The sequence below is a fragment of the Actinobacillus genomosp. 2 genome (assembly GCF_029773605.1).
GTDB lineage: Bacteria > Pseudomonadota > Gammaproteobacteria > Enterobacterales > Pasteurellaceae > Actinobacillus.
This window is the reverse complement of the sequence record NZ_CP103807.1, coordinates 1,398,995-1,416,113: the sequence shown is the minus strand read 5'-3', so window position 1 is coordinate 1,416,113 and position 17,119 is coordinate 1,398,995. Positions and strand designations below refer to the sequence as shown.

The window sequence follows — 17,119 nt, the reverse complement described above, 5'->3', positions numbered from 1 at the left end:
GATAAGCGGTAAAATTTATGAAAAAAATAGCCATTATTACAGCACGTGCAGGCTCAAAAGGCTTGCCGAATAAAAATGTTTTATTGGTAAACGGGAAACCGTTAATCGCCTATTCGATTGAGGCGGCAATACAGTCAGGTGAGTTTGAAAAAATTATTGTGAGTACTGATTCGCAAGAATATATTGATTTATTGTCTCATTATCCGATTGAATTTCTAAAACGAGCGGCACATTTAGCGAGTGATAATGCCAGTTCATTTGTGGTGATTGAAGATGTACTAAAACAGTATCATGCAATCAAATTTGATTATTTTGTCTTATTACAGCCGACCTCTCCGTTACGGACGGCAAAACATATCAAAGAAGCCTGTAAAAAATTTGAACGTCATTTTGAGCAATTTGATTTTTGTGTTTCAGTATCGGACGTACATAAACCAACTTCATTAACTTTTCCGATTGATGAAGATGGGAGTCTCAAGCATTTACAGTTAGATTATACCAATTATACTCGTCAACAATATCGACAAGAATATTCTCCGAATGGTGCGATTTTTATCGCAAAACCAACCGCTTATTTAGAACAAAAACACTTCTTTGGTACTAAATCTTTAGCTTATTTTATGGAACGAGAAAAAGCAGTAGATATTGATGATCGACAGGATTTTGAATACTTCTATTTTCTTACTCAGCAACAAAAACGTTTTGAACTTTTATTAAATCGTATTAAGCAACAAATTACTTCCAAAACTGAATTGTTCCATCAGACTAAACCAATCACTTTGATTGGCCATTCTATTTTAGATCAGTGGGATATTCGAACTTTAAGAGGATTGGAAGTAAATAATTTAGGAATTTCAGGTATTACTGCACAGCAGTATTTATCTCTTATTCTGAATCAACAACTTATTCAAAAACTGGGTAAAAAAGTGATTTTAATGCTCGGTACGAATGACATTGTTTATCCTGATTGGAGTAAAGAGCAAGTCGTGTCTAATATTCAGGAAATCATTCAAAATTTAAAGCAAATTAATCCGGAGGTTGAAGTTTATTTCCTTGAGATTATACCGACAGCCTTACGGGTAGATCGTGATAATACGGAAATTAAGTCATTAAATATGTATTTGAAGCAATATTTGAAGGATGTGATTTGGGTGGATTTAGCTGAGCATTTCAGTGATAAATACCAAAAACTTAACTTGGAATATAGTCATGACGGTTTACATTTTAATGCAAAAGGCTATGAAAAATTGACCGCTATTTTGGAACAAGAGATCAAATAATGAAACGAATTGCATATATTACTGGATCAAGAGCTGAGTATGGTATTGTTAAACGCTTACTGAAAAAATTAAATGAAGATACTGAACTAGATTTTTCTTTAGTAGTTACCGCTATGCATTTGGACGCACAATATGGAAAAACAGTAGAACTCATTGAAAAAGACGGTTTTGATATTGCGGCTCGTATACCATTAACCTTGAATGCTGAAAATAATCAAACGATTATTCATTCTATGGCGGAATGTTTAGATGATTTTGGTAGGCATTTTCAACAGCATAAATATGATGCGGTTATGATATTAGGGGATCGCTATGAGATGCTTGCGGTTGCAACCGCAGCTGCAATACATAATATTCCTTTGATTCATTTACACGGCGGAGAACAGACGCTCGGTAATTATGATGAATTTATTCGTCATTGTATTACGAAAATGTCGAAATTACATTTAACTGCAACTGAAACATATAGAAAACGGGTGATTCAATTAGGTGAAGATCCTCAATATGTACATAATATCGGTTCATTAGGTGCGGAAAATAGTTTATTACTGGCGTTACCGACTAAAGAAGAATTAATCATAAGTCTAGAGATACCGAATACATCTTATTTTATGGTAGTATTTCACCCAGAAACACTAAGCGAACAGCCGGTATCGGAGCAAATAAAGCAGCTTTTAGCTGCCTTAGAGACATTTAAATCGGACTATCAATTTGTTTTTATCGGCTCAAATTCGGATACAAATGCTGATCAAATTTTTAAACGTCTGCAAGATTATGCTACGAAACATCATTATAAGTTTTTTACTTCGGTAAAGCCGGAAGAGTATTTAGCCTTAATTAAATATTCCGCAGGTTTAATCGGTAACAGTTCGTCCGGTTTATTAGAAGCACCAAGCTGTGGTGTTGGCACAGTAAATATTGGCAATCGTCAGCAAGGTCGAGTTCGCGGAGAAAGTGTGATTGATGTGGAAACGACCAAAGAAGCGATTAAAGTAGGGATTGAACGATTAATTTCACTTGATTTTCAACAGTGTTTACCACGAATGATAAACCCATATTATCAAGATAATGCGATGGAAAACGCTTATCGAATCATCAAAACGTTTTTGGCAGAGGAACTGATTTCGCAGCCGAAAACATTTTACGATTTATAGTAAAAATTAAAAAAGGTATTTTATGCGAAATAAGTGGTTAATATTAGCCTTTGTTGGGTTAGTGACAGCTTGTTCATCTTCTAGTTCTCAACAAGAAAATTTCCCCGGAGAGTTTGCGAATGCAGATTATATACTTTCGGATTCAGATGCTCGGCGTTGGGTTATTGCCAGTCAGCAGGCTGAGCAGTGTATTTATCCGAATTTAACAAAGATTCAACAACAGGCTTTTAGTAAAGAAGATTCATATATTCACTCACAATATGTATTTTTCTATCCCTTAGAAGAGCTTATTGGCGAGCAATATGTAAAAATTATTCAAGATGATGAGAAAGCGATGGGCTATGCTCAATATCAATTTAAAAAGTTTAAAAATACTCAAGAATTTGAGCCATTAGATAAGAAACAATGTCAAATCTTAAGAGAAAAAGCTAAAGCCGATTTAGCCGTTGTAAAAGGTCAGTATAAAAGTGGTATGGTTGAGGAAACCAAATCAGATGCTAAAAATGGCGATGGTGTGGCGACTAATCAAAATAAATTCTTTTTTGATATTATCAAGTGGGGTTCAGCACTCTTATTGTAATTGCTTTAAAACAGTATTCGCTACCGGCGATAACTGAGTCATAAAGGGTGGAATTTGATATAAGGTTAAATTCCATCCTTTTTATTCGATCATTATCCCCTAGATTACAGACCTATCGCATAGCGTAATGCTTTTTTCTTAAGAGGCATAATTTTTTTCGCTAGTACCAAGCCTAAATTTCGGGTAATTTTTACTGGCAATAACTCGGTTTTGAAGGCTTTATAAAAAACATCCATACCGGTTTGCATCAATAAATTATCGGGTTTACGTTTATGTTCATAACGTTTAAGCACCGCTTCATTTGCAAAGTTTTCGCCTTTTTTGACCGCTTGTTCAATCACTTCCAATAACACTTGCACATCTTTAAAACCGAGATTAACCCCTTGTCCGGCAAGCGGATTAATAGTGTGCGCCGCATCGCCAATCAATACCACGCCGTTTTTGACATAATGTTGAGCGTGTTGGCGAGTCAGTGGAAAACTGGCGGCATTGACTACTTCCACTTTGCCTAAACGGGCAGGGAAATGTTGTTGAATTTCGGCGGTGAGTTTTTCTGAAGACAGTTGTTTTAGCTGAGCAATGCGTTGCGGTACGTCATACCACACGACACAACCGTTGTGATCTGATAGAGGTAAAAATGCACGAGGGCCGCTCGGGAAGAATTGTTGCCAGGTAACCGATTGTTGCGGTAATTCGGTTTTCACCGTGGCAAGTAAACAATGTTGGCGATATTGCCAGCTGGTTAGCCCAATACTCGCCCAGCTACGCACTTGTGAGTTTGCGCCGTCCGCAGCGATCAGTAGTGGGGCGGTAAATGTTTGCTCATCAACGGTTACTGTCCATAATTGTTCGTGATAATTTGCAGAAATTTGCGAAAATCCTACCGCTTGTTGGCAGTTTGGATACTGCTTTAAGGCTTGCCATAAACCGAGCTGAATTGCATTATTTTCCACCATAAAACCGAGTTTATCCAAGCCGATTTCCTCTGCATGAAAGGCGGTATTAAATCCTTCGATTTCCCAAGTTTCCAAACCGTCATACGGGCAAATTCGCATTTGGCTGATTGCTTGCCAAGCACCCAGTTCTTCAAGTAGTTTGACCGAGGTAATACTGATGGCGGAAATACGTAAATCATAAGCAGCATTCGCATCAAATGAAGGAAGCGGATTTTTTTCGATTAATGCGATATTTAACCCTTGTTTTGCCAAGCCGAGTGCTACCGCAGCTCCGACCATACCGCCACCGATAATGATAATATCTTGTGTTTTCATTTTGCCCCTCATTTACTGAATGTTGATGCCCTATTATAACGTTTTAATTACCGGAACTAACTCAATATTTAGTGCTTTTAGGATTTTTAGCTTGGATTTGATAGAGAGGAAACCTATTTTTGCGATCCTGATCGAGAAAAGTGATTTTGTTACTGTGCTTATGTGACTTTATCTTTTACCCTCCTAGCAATTTGTAGGAGGGAAGATGTCTTTAGCCATTGTTTATAGCCGTGCATCAATTGGTGTGGAAGCACCGTTGGTAACGATTGAAGTGCATTTGAGTAACGGAAAACCGGGGCTAACGATTGTTGGCTTACCGGAAACCACGGTAAAAGAGGCGGGAGATCGGGTGCGTAGCGCGTTAATGAATGCCAACTTTATGTATCCTCCGCAACGGATCACGATTAACCTTGCACCGGCGGATCTACCTAAAGAAGGAGGGCGTTTTGATCTACCGATTGCAATTGGGATCTTAGCCGCTTCAGGGCAGATGGATTCGGATCGCTTAAAACAGTTTGAGTTTTTAGGAGAACTGGCTTTAACAGGATCGTTACGAGGCGTTCACGGCGTGATTCCGGCGGTAATTTCCGCTGAAAAAGCCAAGCGACAGATGATTATTTCTCGTCCGAATGTGAATGAGGCTTCGTTAGTGTCGAATGCAGAAACCTATTTTGCCAGTTCCTTATTGCAAGTGGTTAATTTTATGAATAAGCGAGATAGTCTGCCGGTTGCTCAGCAGATTTCGCAAAAAACACAAGAAATTCAACCGCTTGTAAAACGTGATTTGACTGATATTATCGGGCAACAACACGCTAAACGAGCGTTAATGATTGCGGCTGCTGGACAACATAATTTACTTTTCCTTGGTCCTCCTGGTACAGGCAAAACGATGCTTGCCAGCCGTTTAGCGGATTTGTTACCGGCAATGAGTGATGATGAAGCGATTGAAACCGCTTCGGTGACCAGTTTGGTACAAAACGAATTGAATTTTCACAACTGGAAAGAGCGCCCGTTTCGAGCACCGCATCATAGTGCTTCAATGGTGGCGTTAGTCGGTGGCGGTTCTATTCCTAAACCGGGCGAAATCAGTTTGGCGCACAATGGTGTGCTTTTTTTAGACGAATTGCCTGAGTTTGAACGAAAAGTATTGGACGCATTACGTCAGCCGCTGGAAGCCGGTGAGATTATTATTTCCAGAGCGAATGCTAAGGTGCAATTCCCTGCTAGTTTTCAATTAATTGCAGCAATGAATCCTAGTCCAACAGGGCATTATCAAGGCACGCACAATCGTACTTCTCCGCAACAAGTAATGCGTTATCTAAATCGTTTATCTGGTCCATTTTTAGATCGTTTTGATTTGTCTATCGAAGTGCCGTTATTGCCGAAAGGTGCATTACAAAGTAGTGATAATCGAGGTGAAACTACAGAACAAGTACGTAAGCGAGTACTTTTAGCAAGAGAATTACAACTTGCGAGAGCCGGAAAAATTAATGCTAAATTAACTACCAAAGAAATTGAACGGGATTGCCGTTTGGCAGAAAAAGATGCTCTGTTTTTAGAAAATGCTTTGACCAAATTAGGGCTTTCGGTACGTGCTTATCATCGTATTTTAAAGGTTTCCCGAACAATTGCTGATCTCGCTAATGAGCCGAATATTCAGCAAATTCATCTTGCTGAAGCACTTGGCTATCGGGCTATGGATAGACTGTTGCAGAGATTACAAGGTGAACATTAAGTAAATAATTTTATATTTTGTGATCTTTGTAAATAAGTGTAATATAATTAAGTTTCTGAAATTTCGTAAGCATTGTATGGGGTTTTAATGCTTATTTTTATTTATCAAAAAGGAGTTATTATGAAATTTATAATTAAATTTAATTTAATGTTGCTTATAGGAGCGATTCTATCTGGTTGTGGAGGTAGTAATGGTAAATCTCCGAATATTCGATCAGATTTAAAAAACGTAAAAAGTAAGGCGGAAAAAGTAGAGCATATTCAAAGGAAGAAAGTAAAAGATAACGATTCCTTAAGTTCTACAGTAAAAGAAGATGTACCAACTAAAACAATTCAAAATAATGTAGCTCATGGTATCGATCCGATTAAGAAAGATCAGATTGTCTCGTTAAATAAACATAATTTATTACAAACTGAAGAGCATAACAAGCAACAAGAAAATTCTCATCCTGAGGATATAGTTCAGGAGATAATAAAGCGATCGGTAGAGGATTATAATAAAGAAAAAATACGAGAATTAGGTATTGGGTTAGTTAAAGAAGCAGGGGTCCAAGAACATTTACCTAATCATTTCCCTATCCAAATTGTATTGGAAGATAATCAGAAAGTGATTTTAAATGTGGAGGATTACGCTTATAAAACTCAACATACAACAGAAAAATTTACGAATACATTAAAACCATATGAAACACATATTCTAAAAGATTCCCAAGGCAAGTTATTAGGATATTACGGGCATGCTCGACTAAATCAGGTGCATCAATCTATCAGAAATGAAGATAGATATGTAAGCAAAGAAGAACATAACTTACCTTTTCAAAGTTATCCTCTCTTAGCAATGGATGAAGGGATGAAGAAATTGCCTGATACAACCGGTTCTTTATCTTATAAAGGGAAAATGATTTATTCCTATGATAAGGGCGGTGATAATGCAAAATTCGATGCGATCGTTAACGCAACATATAACGGTTCAAATAAAATGTTAAGTATGAAAATAGACGGGGACAAAGATACTTCTTATAACAATGTGCCACAATGGACATTTCGTGGACAAGTTAATTCTGATGGTTCAGTAGCTGGTCATCTAATTAATGATAAGAAGCATGATGCTAATTTTAGTGGGGGTATTTATGGTAGTAATGGTGATGTATTAAGCGGTTCAGTGAGCCAAAGAGAAGGCTTATGGAAAGGGGTAATCGGTGCGACACAAGTACAAAATAGTGAGGGAAAATAAAATATATTAACTAACGAATTTTTTAAGAGTTAGCATAATTAAAGGACTAAGTTTTATGAGCTTAGTCCTTTTCTTTTTCTATTAATTTAATGAGACATTGTATAAAACCCTGTGGGTTTTCGTTATGTGCATTATGTCCTGCATTAGGAATAATGTGGTGACTTAGTTTATTATCGCAGACCATTTTTCGGAATTTCTGATCTTTCTCACCGATTAAAAAGGTAATATTCCAATTTTTTTCTATTAATAAGGGTTGGTAATATGTTTGCTTTGCAAGACTTGTTGCTTCAAGCATCGTTGCAATGGCTATCCCATGGTTATTTTGCCGTTTTTGGATCAAATTTGACCGCTGGTGTAGGTCTAAATTGGCAAAAACCGCTTGTTGATACCAATCATTTAACACGGTTGTCATAGGCTCGTGGCGAAAACGTTCCGCCCATTGATGATCGGTTTGCCAACGAGCTTGGCGTTCCGTATCTGTTGCTAAACCGATATTTGCTCCTTCAAGAATGGTATGTTTGAGATGAGGATTATGGGAATTGAGTGTATAGTCTAAAGCTAAACGTCCACCTAACGAATAGCCGATCAAATAAAAAGGCTGATTGCCAATATAATGTAGGATAGTTTGATGAATGAGCTCTCTAGCGTGAGTAAAACCATGGCAGGCGATATGTTCGCTTGCACCATGTAAGGGAAGATCTATGGTAAGCGGTCGAATTTCCGGAAAATTTTGCAAGCGGTCTAATACCGCTTGCCAATCCTGCTGTGAACCGAGTAAACCGTGCAGAAAAACCACCGGTGTACCCGTTTCACTGTGCCATGTTGCATGGAGCATTAGGCAATTTCCGCTTGAGAGATTTGTTTGATTAATGATTTATACAGGTTACTACCGTCCTGATCATTTACCTTAATTTCAACGATAGTCACGCCTTTACGTCCGTAAGCAAGTTTTAGTTTGGCTTTTAAATCAGCCCAAGTAAATGGACGGATATATTCAATGCCGAACATTGTTGCAATCGGTGCAAATTCATAGTTATGTGCTAAACGATAGAATTGCTCTTTCGCTTTTGCTTCCACCGGTAACATATCGAAAATTGCACCACCACTATTATTAATCACGAATAAAATACAAGGGTGATTAATTTTGTTAAGCAATGCGACAGAGTTCAAATCGTGTAGAGCGGAAATATCGCCAATGACACCTACGGTCGGTTGACCACTACCTTGTGCGACACCTGCCATGGTTGCAATTAAACCGTCAATACCACTAGCACCACGATTGGTATAAACCGGATAACCCTCTGGCAATTTGCATAGTGCATCAACTAAACGTACAAATAAACTGTTACCGATAAATAAATTACCGTTAGTCGCTAAAACTTCTTCGATATGATGTGCTAATGATGCTTCATTTAAGCTACCGCCTACCTGTTGTTCAATAAAACCGGCACAGAATTGTGAAAGTGCTAATGGTTCTAATAGCCATGGTTTTTGGCGAAGTGGCGGATGCACACGTAAGAAATGATGTGCTTTTGCGATAAAGCGTGTTTGATGATGTGCGAACGGATTTAAATAATCGCTATATTCATCTACTTGCCAAAATTCACCTTTGAAGGCTTCAAGGAATTTATTGACACGTTTGCTGACAATTTGGCTACCGAATTGAATCACGATATCTGCTTGTAATAAGCGTTGGTGAACAGTATTGTTCGACAGCCAAATATCTGCGTATGGTAAACTCGCATCTACACAAGATTGCACATCAGTAAGTAAGCACCAACCGAGCGTTTCCGCCCATGCTTTAATGCCGATACCTTGTTCAACCGGTAATTTACCCACCACAATTACGCCACGTTTGGTACGCCAGTAATCCCAATTCTCGTGCATAGATACTTCACTTTGAATCGTTTGGCTGTTAATCCATTTGGTGTGTGGATTGATTAACCAACTTTGAATCGGTTTTAACCACGGGTGAGTGCTAATTGCATTTTCATCCGCTTCATATAACGGTTCTGCGAAAGGTGCGTTGATATGTACCACACCACCTTGTTGGTTTTGGGTTACGCAAGCCTGTTCAATCGTTGCGGCTAGCCAAGCTGCATTATAATGCTCTGCTGGTTTTGGTAAGTTAACGCTTGCTACCGGATAATTCGCAAAAATACCCTGTTGCGGAATTGCTTGATTTGCACCGCAACCGATTAATTCCGGCGGTCGGTCTGCAGATAGAACAATAAGTTTATGGTGAGTAAGACTTGCCTCAATAACTGCCGGATAAAGATTAGCAACTGCCGTTCCTGATGTCACGATAATAGCCACAGGATCATTAGTTGACTTGGCAATCCCTAAGGCAAAGAAGCCTAATCCGCGTTCGTCAAAGTGGCTATGACATTGAGCTAATTGGCTTTGCTGTAGTTGGATTGCTTCAAGTGTCAATGGGGTGGAACGTGATCCCGGTGCAATACAAAAATGTTTTACGCCATAACGTAATAAGGCGTTCACAATCACTTTTGCCCAAGAACGGTTAAAGGTGCTTACTGTCATATCTCTTCTCTGTGCTTTATAACGGGTTTAATTATCATTAAATAAAAGAATTGTAGCAAAATCTACGAAAAATAGTTGGAAAATTACCATTTGCTAGCCATTTTATTTCATTTTTATTAAATTGTTTTTTGGCTTGATAACAAAATTAATGAGAAGTACTTCACATATTTTAAACATTATAAATGAAAATTACTCCATTAAGTTTATAATAAATGGCGTATTTATTCATAACTGGTGTGAGGTTTGGAGAAATGTTGTCAGATGAGGATATTTTCCTACGTTATCAAGCTAAAAGCCAAGAATTTCAACGTGTTACGGAAGTGAGTTTGTTAGGACATTCTTTGTTCGATATGTGGAATGATTGGCAAAATGAAATTACCTTTAACGGTAAATCAGTAGCAAATTTAGGCATTTCTGGCGTGAGTACTCGTCAATATTTAGATGTGATAGCGAAACCGCAGCGTATTACTTCATTAGGACAAAAGGTTTTCTTGTTCTTAGGCGTAAACGATATTGTGAAAGAGCCTGACTATTCTCCTGCCCAAGTCTTGCATTGGTTATTGCAAATAATTGAACAAATTCAACCGCTTGCAATGCCAAATACCCATTATTTCTTACTAGAAGCTACGCCAGTTCGTCATATAAATACGGTTACGAACAGCCAAATTCAGCAGCTTAATGCCTATTTCAGCGAACATTGTCCGGCAAATCTGACTTTTGTTAAAACCTTTGAGGCATTTGCGGATTCAGAGGGAAATCTCAATGCGGCATTTACAACGGACGGTTTGCACTTCAATTTACAGGGTTATGCGATTTTGCGTCGCTTATTAGAGGCGTATGTGTAATATGTGTCGGAAAGCATAACAGACTCAAGGAGTTTATATGTCAAAATTATCTCATACAGAAGTATTGAATACGATTCAAAATGGTTTGATTGCTTCGTGTCAGCCGGTTGATGACGGTCCGATGGACAAGCCGGAGATTGTGGCAGCAATGGCACAAGCCTCAATTATCGGTGGGGCGGCAGGATTACGTATTGAAGGAGTAGATAATTTAAAAGCAACGCGTCCGACAGTAAAAGCACCGATCATTGCGATTGTCAAACGTGATTTACCGGATAGCCCGATACGCATCACCCCATTTTTACAAGATATTGAAGATTTAGCGGCAGCCGGTGCGGATATTATTGCAGTTGACGGTACGGATCGGGTACGACCGGTCACGATTGAAGCGGCGTTGAAACGTATTCACGAATTAGGTTGTTTGGCAATGGCGGACTGTTCGACATTGGTAGAAGGCTTATATTGCCAGCAACTCGGTTTTGATATTGTCGGTAGTACGATGTCGGGTTATACCGGTGGAGAAGTACCAAATGAACCGGATTATCAGTTAGTTAAAGACTTAAAAGCGGCAGGTTGTTTTGTGATGGCGGAAGGGCGTTATAACTCCCCTCAACTGGCTAAAACCGCGATTGAGATCGGTGCGGATTGTGTTACGGTTGGTTCGGCATTAACGCGTTTGGAGCATATTGTCAGCTGGTTTGCTGATGAGATAAAAGCTGCAAAAGTCTAAGGGGAATGTATGCGTTGTTTAGCATTAGATATTGGCGGTACTAAGATTGCCTCGGCATTAGTCGAAAACGGTGTAATTTCCCAACGCCGACAAATCAGCACGCCACAACAAGATGCGGCGGAAGCGATGCACCACACTTTAGCGGACATTTTTCGACAGTACCAAGGGCAGTTTGATGCAGTTTCAGTAGCTTCGACCGGTATTATCAATAACGGCATTTTAACCGCATTAAACCCAAAAAATTTAGGCGGATTAGCTTTCTTTCCATTGCAAGAAAGTATTGCACATCATACTGACAAACCGATTTTCTTACTCAATGACGTGCAAGCGGCAGCTTGTGCCGAATATCAACATCAAGATAAACAAGCGATCGAAAATTTTGTATTTATTACCGTTTCAACCGGCGTTGGCGGCGGCATTATCCAAAACGGCAAATTGCTAACCCAACCAAATGGCGTAGCAGGGCATATTGGACATACTTTAGCGGATCCGAACGGGCCAGTCTGTGGTTGTGGTCGCCGAGGTTGTGTGGAAGCGATTGCTTCAGGGCGAGCTATCGAAGCAGTTTCAAGCCAATGGGCAGAACCTTGTACCCCGAAACAAGTATTTGAGCAATTCCGAGCGGGCAACGTACAAGCGGTCGAATTAGTCGAAAAATCTGCAAAAGTGATCGCCAATTTAGTGGCGGATTTAACCATTGGTTTAGATACGCAAAAAGTGGTGATCGGCGGTAGTATCGGCTTGGCGGAAGGCTATTTACCGCTTGTACGACAATATTTAGCCGAAATGCCGCATTTCTATCATTGTGAATTGGAAGCGGCGAAATATGGCGGCGATGCCGGTTTAATCGGTGCGGCAGCATGGGCGGAACAACATTTTTAATTAAATTTAAGGAACATAATATGAAAAATTTAACCGGTATTTTTAGTGCGTTACTCGTAGCATTTAATGAAGACGGCTCAATTAATGAAAAGGGCTTACGCCAAATTATTCGTCATAATATCGACAAAATGAAAGTGGACGGTTTATATGTCGGCGGTTCAACCGGAGAAAACTTTATGCTTTCCACCGCAGAGAAAAAAGAAATTTTCCGTATCGCAAAAGACGAAGCGAAAGATCAAATTGCACTGATTGCTCAAGTGGGTAGCGTGAATTTACAAGAAGCGGTCGAATTAGGTAAATATGCCACCGAATTAGGTTATGATTGTTTATCAGCGGTGACACCGTTCTATTACAAATTCAGCTTTGCCGAAATCAAACATTATTACGACACCATTATTGCCGAAACCGGCAACAATATGATCGTCTATTCGATTCCGTTCTTAACCGGTGTGAATATCGGTGTAGAGCAGTTCGGCGAATTGTATAAAAATCCGAAAATCTTAGGGGTGAAATTTACCGCCGGCGATTTCTATTTATTGGAACGCTTGAAAAAAGCCTATCCGAACCATTTAATTTGGGCGGGCTTTGATGAAATGATGTTACCGGCGGTGGCACTAGGTGTGGACGGTGCAATCGGTTCGACCTTCAACGTGAACGCACCGCGCGCTCGTCAAATTTTTGAATTGACCAAACAAGGTAAATTGGCGGAAGCGTTAGCGGTACAACACGTGACCAATGATTTGATTGAAGGCATTTTAGCGAACGGTTTATATCTCACTATTAAAGAATTACTTAAATTACAAGGTGTAGAAGCCGGTTATTGCCGTGAACCGATGACCGCTAAAGCAACCGACAAACAACTTGAAGTGGCAAAAGCACTTTATGCAAAATTTTTATAAAATTTGACAGCTTGTTGTACACATATAACAATAATAATGAGGAAATATTATGCGTCTTATCCCTTTACAAACGAGTGAGCAAGTAAGTCGCTGGGCTGCTCGTCATATTGTTGAACGTATCAATCAATTTCAGCCGACGGCTGATCGCCCTTTTGTGTTAGGTTTGCCGACCGGCAGTACGCCACTACAAACCTATCAGGAATTGATTCGTTTATACCAAGCCGGTGAAGTGAGCTTTAAATATGTAGTTACGTTTAATATGGATGAATATGTCGGCTTACCTAAGGAACATCCGCAGAGTTACCATACCTTTATGCACTGTAACTTCTTTGATCATATTGATATTCAGCCACAAAATATCAATATTTTGAATGGTAATACCGAGGATCACGATGCTGAATGTCGCCGTTATGAACAGAAAATTCAGTCATACGGCAAAATTCACCTGTTTATGGGTGGTGTCGGTGTGGACGGTCATATTGCGTTTAACGAACCGGCTTCTTCTTTGCGTTCACGTACTCGGATTAAAACCTTAACCGAAGATACTTTGATCGCAAATTCCCGCTTTTTTGAGAATGATGTTACCAAAGTGCCAAAATATGCGTTAACCATCGGTGTGGCAACATTACTTGATGCGGAAGAAGTGATGTTACTGATTACCGGCTACAATAAAGCGTTGGCATTACAGGCTTGTGTGGAAGGGGCAGTAAACCATATGTGGACGGTTAGTGCTTTGCAACTGCATGAGCGAGGAGTTGTGGTGTGTGACGAATCAGCAACCCAAGAACTCAAAGTGAAAACCGTGAAATATTTCACCCAATTAGAAGCTAATGCAATTCAAAGCGTGTTGTAAGTTTTAAGGTCTGTTACACTATTAACAGACCTTTTTATTTGGAGAAAATGATGAAATATGCTTTCACAAACAGTGTAATTTATACCGCCAAAGAGGTGTTATACGGATACGCTGTAGTTATTGAGAATGACAAAATTCAAGCGATTGTACGTGAAGAACAATTAGCGGATGATATCCAATGTATTGATTTACAAGGACATAATCTTACCGCTGGTTTTATTGATTTACAGCTAAATGGTTGCGGTGGTGTCATGGTAAACAGTGAACCGACAGTTCACACTTTTGAAATTATGCAGCAAACCAATTTACGTTCAGGCACAACAAGTTATTTACCGACCTTTATTACTGCACCTGATGAGGGTATGAAACAAGTAGTCGCAGCGATGCGTGATTATTTGCAGAAATATCAAAACCAAGCACTCGGTTTGCACTTGGAAGGCCCTTATCTCAGCCTTGAGAAAAAAGGTGTACATCGTGCCGAATATGTGCGTGAAATCAGCCCTGAAATGCAACAGTTTCTATGTGATAACGCTGATGTGATCACCAAAATTACTTTAGCGGCGGAGAACCCGACCGCAAAAGCAATTCCTGAATTTGTGAAAAGTGGCATTATTGTGTCGGTCGGACACTCGAACGCCACTTATGAAGTGGCAAAACAAGCGTTTGCCAATGGTGCAACCTTTGCTACCCATTTACACAATGCTATGTCGCCTATCAGTTCCGGACGTGCAATGGGCGTTGTCGGCGCTGTGTTAGACAGCGATGAGGTTTATACCGGTATTATTGTGGACGGTTTACACGTCGAATTTGGTAATGTCAAAATCGCTAAACGAGCTAAAGGTGACAAACTTTGTATCGTCACCGATGCCACTGCAGCGGCAGGTGCGAATATCGAACAATTTGATTTTGTCGGCACTACGGTTTATGTGCGTGACGGCAAATGCTATGACGCTAACGGCACTTTAGGCGGTGCATCCATTACGATGATCGAATCGGTTAAAAATGCGGTGCAGGAAGTTGGGATTCCGTTAGATGAAACGCTGAGAATGTGTAATTATTATCCGGCGAAAGCGATTGGTGTTGATGATCGTTTAGGTTCGATTGAAGTGGGCAAAATTGCGAATCTGACCGTTTTTACCAACCGTTTTGAGGTAATTGGTTGTGCGGTAAATGGCGAATGGCAAGCCTTTAATTAAATGAGTGACCTTCTCAATTGAGAAGGTCATTTTTAGCTGGTAAATAATAAGAGAAATTTGACCGCTTACGCTTCAAGGATTAACACCTTTTTGAGTAAATCCAATAAAACCGGTAGCTCGGTTACACCTTGTCGGTCAATAAAATGCCCACCTTGTGCCAAACGAATATAGTCCGCCTGTAAATATTGTGCCAATCTATCGCTAAATAAATGCGGCACAATCTCATCATCTAAGGCAGAAATTACATAAGATTTTGTCGGCAAACAAGCGGTCTTATTTGAATAAAATTCCGCAAAACTATCTAATTCTGGCAAAGTTGACAGTTTTTCATAAAAGCCGGATACAAAAATCGCCGTATCCACTTTTTGTTGTGTCACCGCAAGATAATTCAGTAACGCAATACAACCTAAACTGTGCCCGATTAAAATCGTATTTTCGTCTAAGGTAAGTGTATTTTTATGATGTTCTAACCACACTCGCGGATTCGGATTATCGGAGTCCGGCATTGCTAAACACTCACACGCTACCCCTAATTTTTCCAATTCTTGTTTTAACCACGGAAACCAATTCCTCCCCGGATTCGCAGTATAACCGTGGGTTATGTATATTTTTTGCATTACTTATCCTTCTTATTTTTTATTAGAAAACGTTTGCTTTGGGCCTAATTTAGCCAAAAAAATTTACTTTGAAAAGTGAGATCTCTGTCACAAATTGGCAAAAAAGTTTTTAACTTATTGATTTTAAATGATTTTTATTTTTAAGGTTTGGTTGACTTCAGCGGTTACTAAGCGTAATTTATGAAATATCATTTTACTATTTGAAACGCTAATAAATTAGGGGTGTCCAATGAGAGTTTCTTATCAAGATTTAAAAGCTGAATTTAAACGTGTGTTATTAGCACGTAATGTACGTGAAGAAATTGCAGAAGAGTGTGCAACCGTATTTGCTGATACCACTCAAGCGGGTGCATATTCACACGGGGTAAACCGTTTTCCACGTTTTATTCAGCAGTTAGAAAACGGAGATATTGTACCGGAAGCCGTTCCGACTAAGGTACTTTCATTGGGGGCTATCGAACAATGGGATGCTCATCAAGCTATTGGTAACTTAACTGCGAAAAAAATGATGGATAGAGCGATGGAACTCGCTTCACAAAACGGTATCGGTGTGGTGGCGTTGCGTAATGCGAACCACTGGATGAGAGGTGGTTCTTACGGCTGGCAAGCGGCGGAGAAAGGCTATATTGGTATTTGTTGGACCAATGCGTTAGCAGTAATGCCACCTTGGGGGGCAAAAGAATGCCGTGTTGGAACCAACCCGTTAATCGTTGCCGTACCGACCACGCCAATCACTATGGTGGATATGTCTTGCTCAATGTATTCCTACGGTATGTTGGAAGTTCATCGCTTACAAGGCCGTCAGACTTTTGTTGATGCTGGTTTTGATGATGATGGTAATCCGACCCGTGATCCAGCAACCGTTGAGAAAAACCGCCGTTTAATGCCGATGGGCTTCTGGAAAGGTTCTGGCCTATCAATCGTGTTAGATATGATTGCAACCTTACTTTCTAACGGTGAATCTACTGCGGCGGTAACCGAAGATAAAGATGACGAATATTGTGTTTCACAAGTATTCATTGCGATTGAAGTGGATCGTTTAATCGACGGTAAAACCAAAGACGAAAAATTGAACCGTATTATGGATTATGTAAGAACGGCAGAACCAGCAGATCCGAATGTACCTGTACGTTTACCAGGTCACGAGTTCACTACTATTCTTGCTGATAACATTGCCAACGGTATTCCGGTTGATGAAACTGTATGGGCAAAATTGCAATCATTGTAAATGGCATAACTCTCTCCCCTTGAGGGAGAGAGGAACTAATACAATCGGTCAAATTATTTAATTTTTTACGAGGAACAA

General features: G+C 39.7%; 16 protein-coding genes. 12 read left to right on the top strand and 4 right to left on the bottom strand.

All coding sequences use genetic code 11. The annotated features are described in order from the left end of the window. The first annotated feature begins 17 nt into the window (after positions 1-17). From NYR60_RS07110 to NYR60_RS07100, 3 genes are read left to right on the top strand one after another with little or no spacing between them, the layout of a single operon-like run. Positions 18-1,280 (top strand): cytidylyltransferase domain-containing protein, encoded by a 1,263-nt coding sequence (locus NYR60_RS07110; RefSeq protein WP_279466385.1) that lies wholly within the window; start codon positions 18-20, stop codon positions 1,278-1,280. Then, positions 1,280-2,434: a UDP-N-acetylglucosamine 2-epimerase gene (gene neuC / locus NYR60_RS07105; RefSeq protein WP_279466384.1), complete on the top strand. Its 1,155-nt coding sequence runs from the start codon at positions 1,280-1,282 to the stop codon at positions 2,432-2,434. The genes NYR60_RS07110 and neuC overlap by 1 nt, the downstream gene beginning before the upstream one ends. 22 nt (positions 2,435-2,456) lie before the next feature. Next, positions 2,457-3,014, top strand: a complete 558-nt coding sequence (locus tag NYR60_RS07100) for a DUF5358 domain-containing protein (RefSeq protein WP_279466383.1) — start codon at positions 2,457-2,459, stop codon at positions 3,012-3,014. Positions 3,015-3,118: 104 nt separating this feature from the next. On the opposite strand, the gene NYR60_RS07095 is transcribed toward NYR60_RS07100, so the two are convergent. Further along, positions 3,119-4,285 carry an FAD-dependent oxidoreductase gene (locus NYR60_RS07095; protein ID WP_279466382.1) on the bottom strand — a complete coding sequence of 389 codons (1,167 nt, stop codon included), beginning with the start codon at positions 4,283-4,285 and terminating at the stop codon, positions 3,119-3,121. Between the two features lie 205 nt (positions 4,286-4,490). Here NYR60_RS07095 and NYR60_RS07090 point away from each other — a divergent pair, with 205 nt between their 5' ends. Next, positions 4,491-6,020, top strand: coding sequence for a YifB family Mg chelatase-like AAA ATPase (locus NYR60_RS07090; RefSeq protein ID WP_279466381.1), 1,530 nt, complete (start codon positions 4,491-4,493; stop codon positions 6,018-6,020). Between the two features lie 120 nt (positions 6,021-6,140). After that, positions 6,141-7,253 carry a transferrin-binding protein-like solute binding protein gene (locus tag NYR60_RS07085; RefSeq protein ID WP_279466379.1) on the top strand — a complete coding sequence of 371 codons (1,113 nt, stop codon included), beginning with the start codon at positions 6,141-6,143 and terminating at the stop codon, positions 7,251-7,253. Between the two features lie 61 nt (positions 7,254-7,314). On the opposite strand, the gene menH is transcribed toward NYR60_RS07085, so the two are convergent. Beyond that, complete coding sequence (gene menH, locus NYR60_RS07080) at positions 7,315-8,088, bottom strand: 2-succinyl-6-hydroxy-2,4-cyclohexadiene-1-carboxylate synthase (RefSeq protein ID WP_279466378.1); 774 nt, start codon at positions 8,086-8,088, stop codon at positions 7,315-7,317. Beyond that, the gene (menD, locus tag NYR60_RS07075) at positions 8,088-9,794 is read right to left on the bottom strand and encodes a 2-succinyl-5-enolpyruvyl-6-hydroxy-3-cyclohexene-1-carboxylic-acid synthase (RefSeq protein WP_279466376.1); all 1,707 of its coding nucleotides are present in this window, start codon (positions 9,792-9,794) and stop codon (positions 8,088-8,090) included. Before menD ends, menH begins: the two co-directional genes overlap by 1 nt. A 251-nt stretch (positions 9,795-10,045) precedes the next feature. Here menD and NYR60_RS07070 point away from each other — a divergent pair, with 251 nt between their 5' ends. The 6 genes from NYR60_RS07070 to nagA are packed head-to-tail and all read left to right on the top strand — an operon-like array spanning position 10,046 to position 15,196. Further along, a complete protein-coding gene (locus NYR60_RS07070) occupies positions 10,046-10,639 on the top strand; it encodes an SGNH/GDSL hydrolase family protein (protein ID WP_279466374.1) in 594 nt (197 codons plus the stop codon). Positions 10,640-10,676: 37 nt separating this feature from the next. Next, the gene (locus NYR60_RS07065) at positions 10,677-11,366 is read left to right on the top strand and encodes an N-acetylmannosamine-6-phosphate 2-epimerase (protein ID WP_279466372.1); all 690 of its coding nucleotides are present in this window, start codon (positions 10,677-10,679) and stop codon (positions 11,364-11,366) included. Between the two features lie 9 nt (positions 11,367-11,375). Further along, positions 11,376-12,248 (top strand): N-acetylmannosamine kinase, encoded by an 873-nt coding sequence (locus NYR60_RS07060; RefSeq protein WP_279466371.1) that lies wholly within the window; start codon positions 11,376-11,378, stop codon positions 12,246-12,248. Between the two features lie 20 nt (positions 12,249-12,268). Next, complete coding sequence (gene nanA / locus NYR60_RS07055) at positions 12,269-13,147, top strand: N-acetylneuraminate lyase (RefSeq protein ID WP_039198256.1); 879 nt, start codon at positions 12,269-12,271, stop codon at positions 13,145-13,147. Positions 13,148-13,196: 49 nt separating this feature from the next. After that, the gene (nagB, locus tag NYR60_RS07050; RefSeq protein WP_279466370.1) at positions 13,197-14,000 is read left to right on the top strand and encodes a glucosamine-6-phosphate deaminase; all 804 of its coding nucleotides are present in this window, start codon (positions 13,197-13,199) and stop codon (positions 13,998-14,000) included. Between the two features lie 50 nt (positions 14,001-14,050). Then, positions 14,051-15,196: an N-acetylglucosamine-6-phosphate deacetylase gene (nagA, locus tag NYR60_RS07045; protein ID WP_279467976.1), complete on the top strand. Its 1,146-nt coding sequence runs from the start codon at positions 14,051-14,053 to the stop codon at positions 15,194-15,196. A gap of 65 nt (positions 15,197-15,261) precedes the next feature. Here the strand turns inward: nagA and NYR60_RS07040 are convergent, their stop codons facing one another. Beyond that, complete coding sequence (locus NYR60_RS07040; RefSeq protein WP_279466369.1) at positions 15,262-15,813, bottom strand: RBBP9/YdeN family alpha/beta hydrolase; 552 nt, start codon at positions 15,811-15,813, stop codon at positions 15,262-15,264. 229 nt (positions 15,814-16,042) lie between these two features. Between NYR60_RS07040 and yiaK the strand changes: the two genes are divergently transcribed. Continuing rightward, the gene (gene yiaK / locus NYR60_RS07035) at positions 16,043-17,041 is read left to right on the top strand and encodes a 3-dehydro-L-gulonate 2-dehydrogenase (RefSeq protein ID WP_279466368.1); all 999 of its coding nucleotides are present in this window, start codon (positions 16,043-16,045) and stop codon (positions 17,039-17,041) included. The last annotated feature ends 78 nt before the right edge of the window (positions 17,042-17,119 follow it).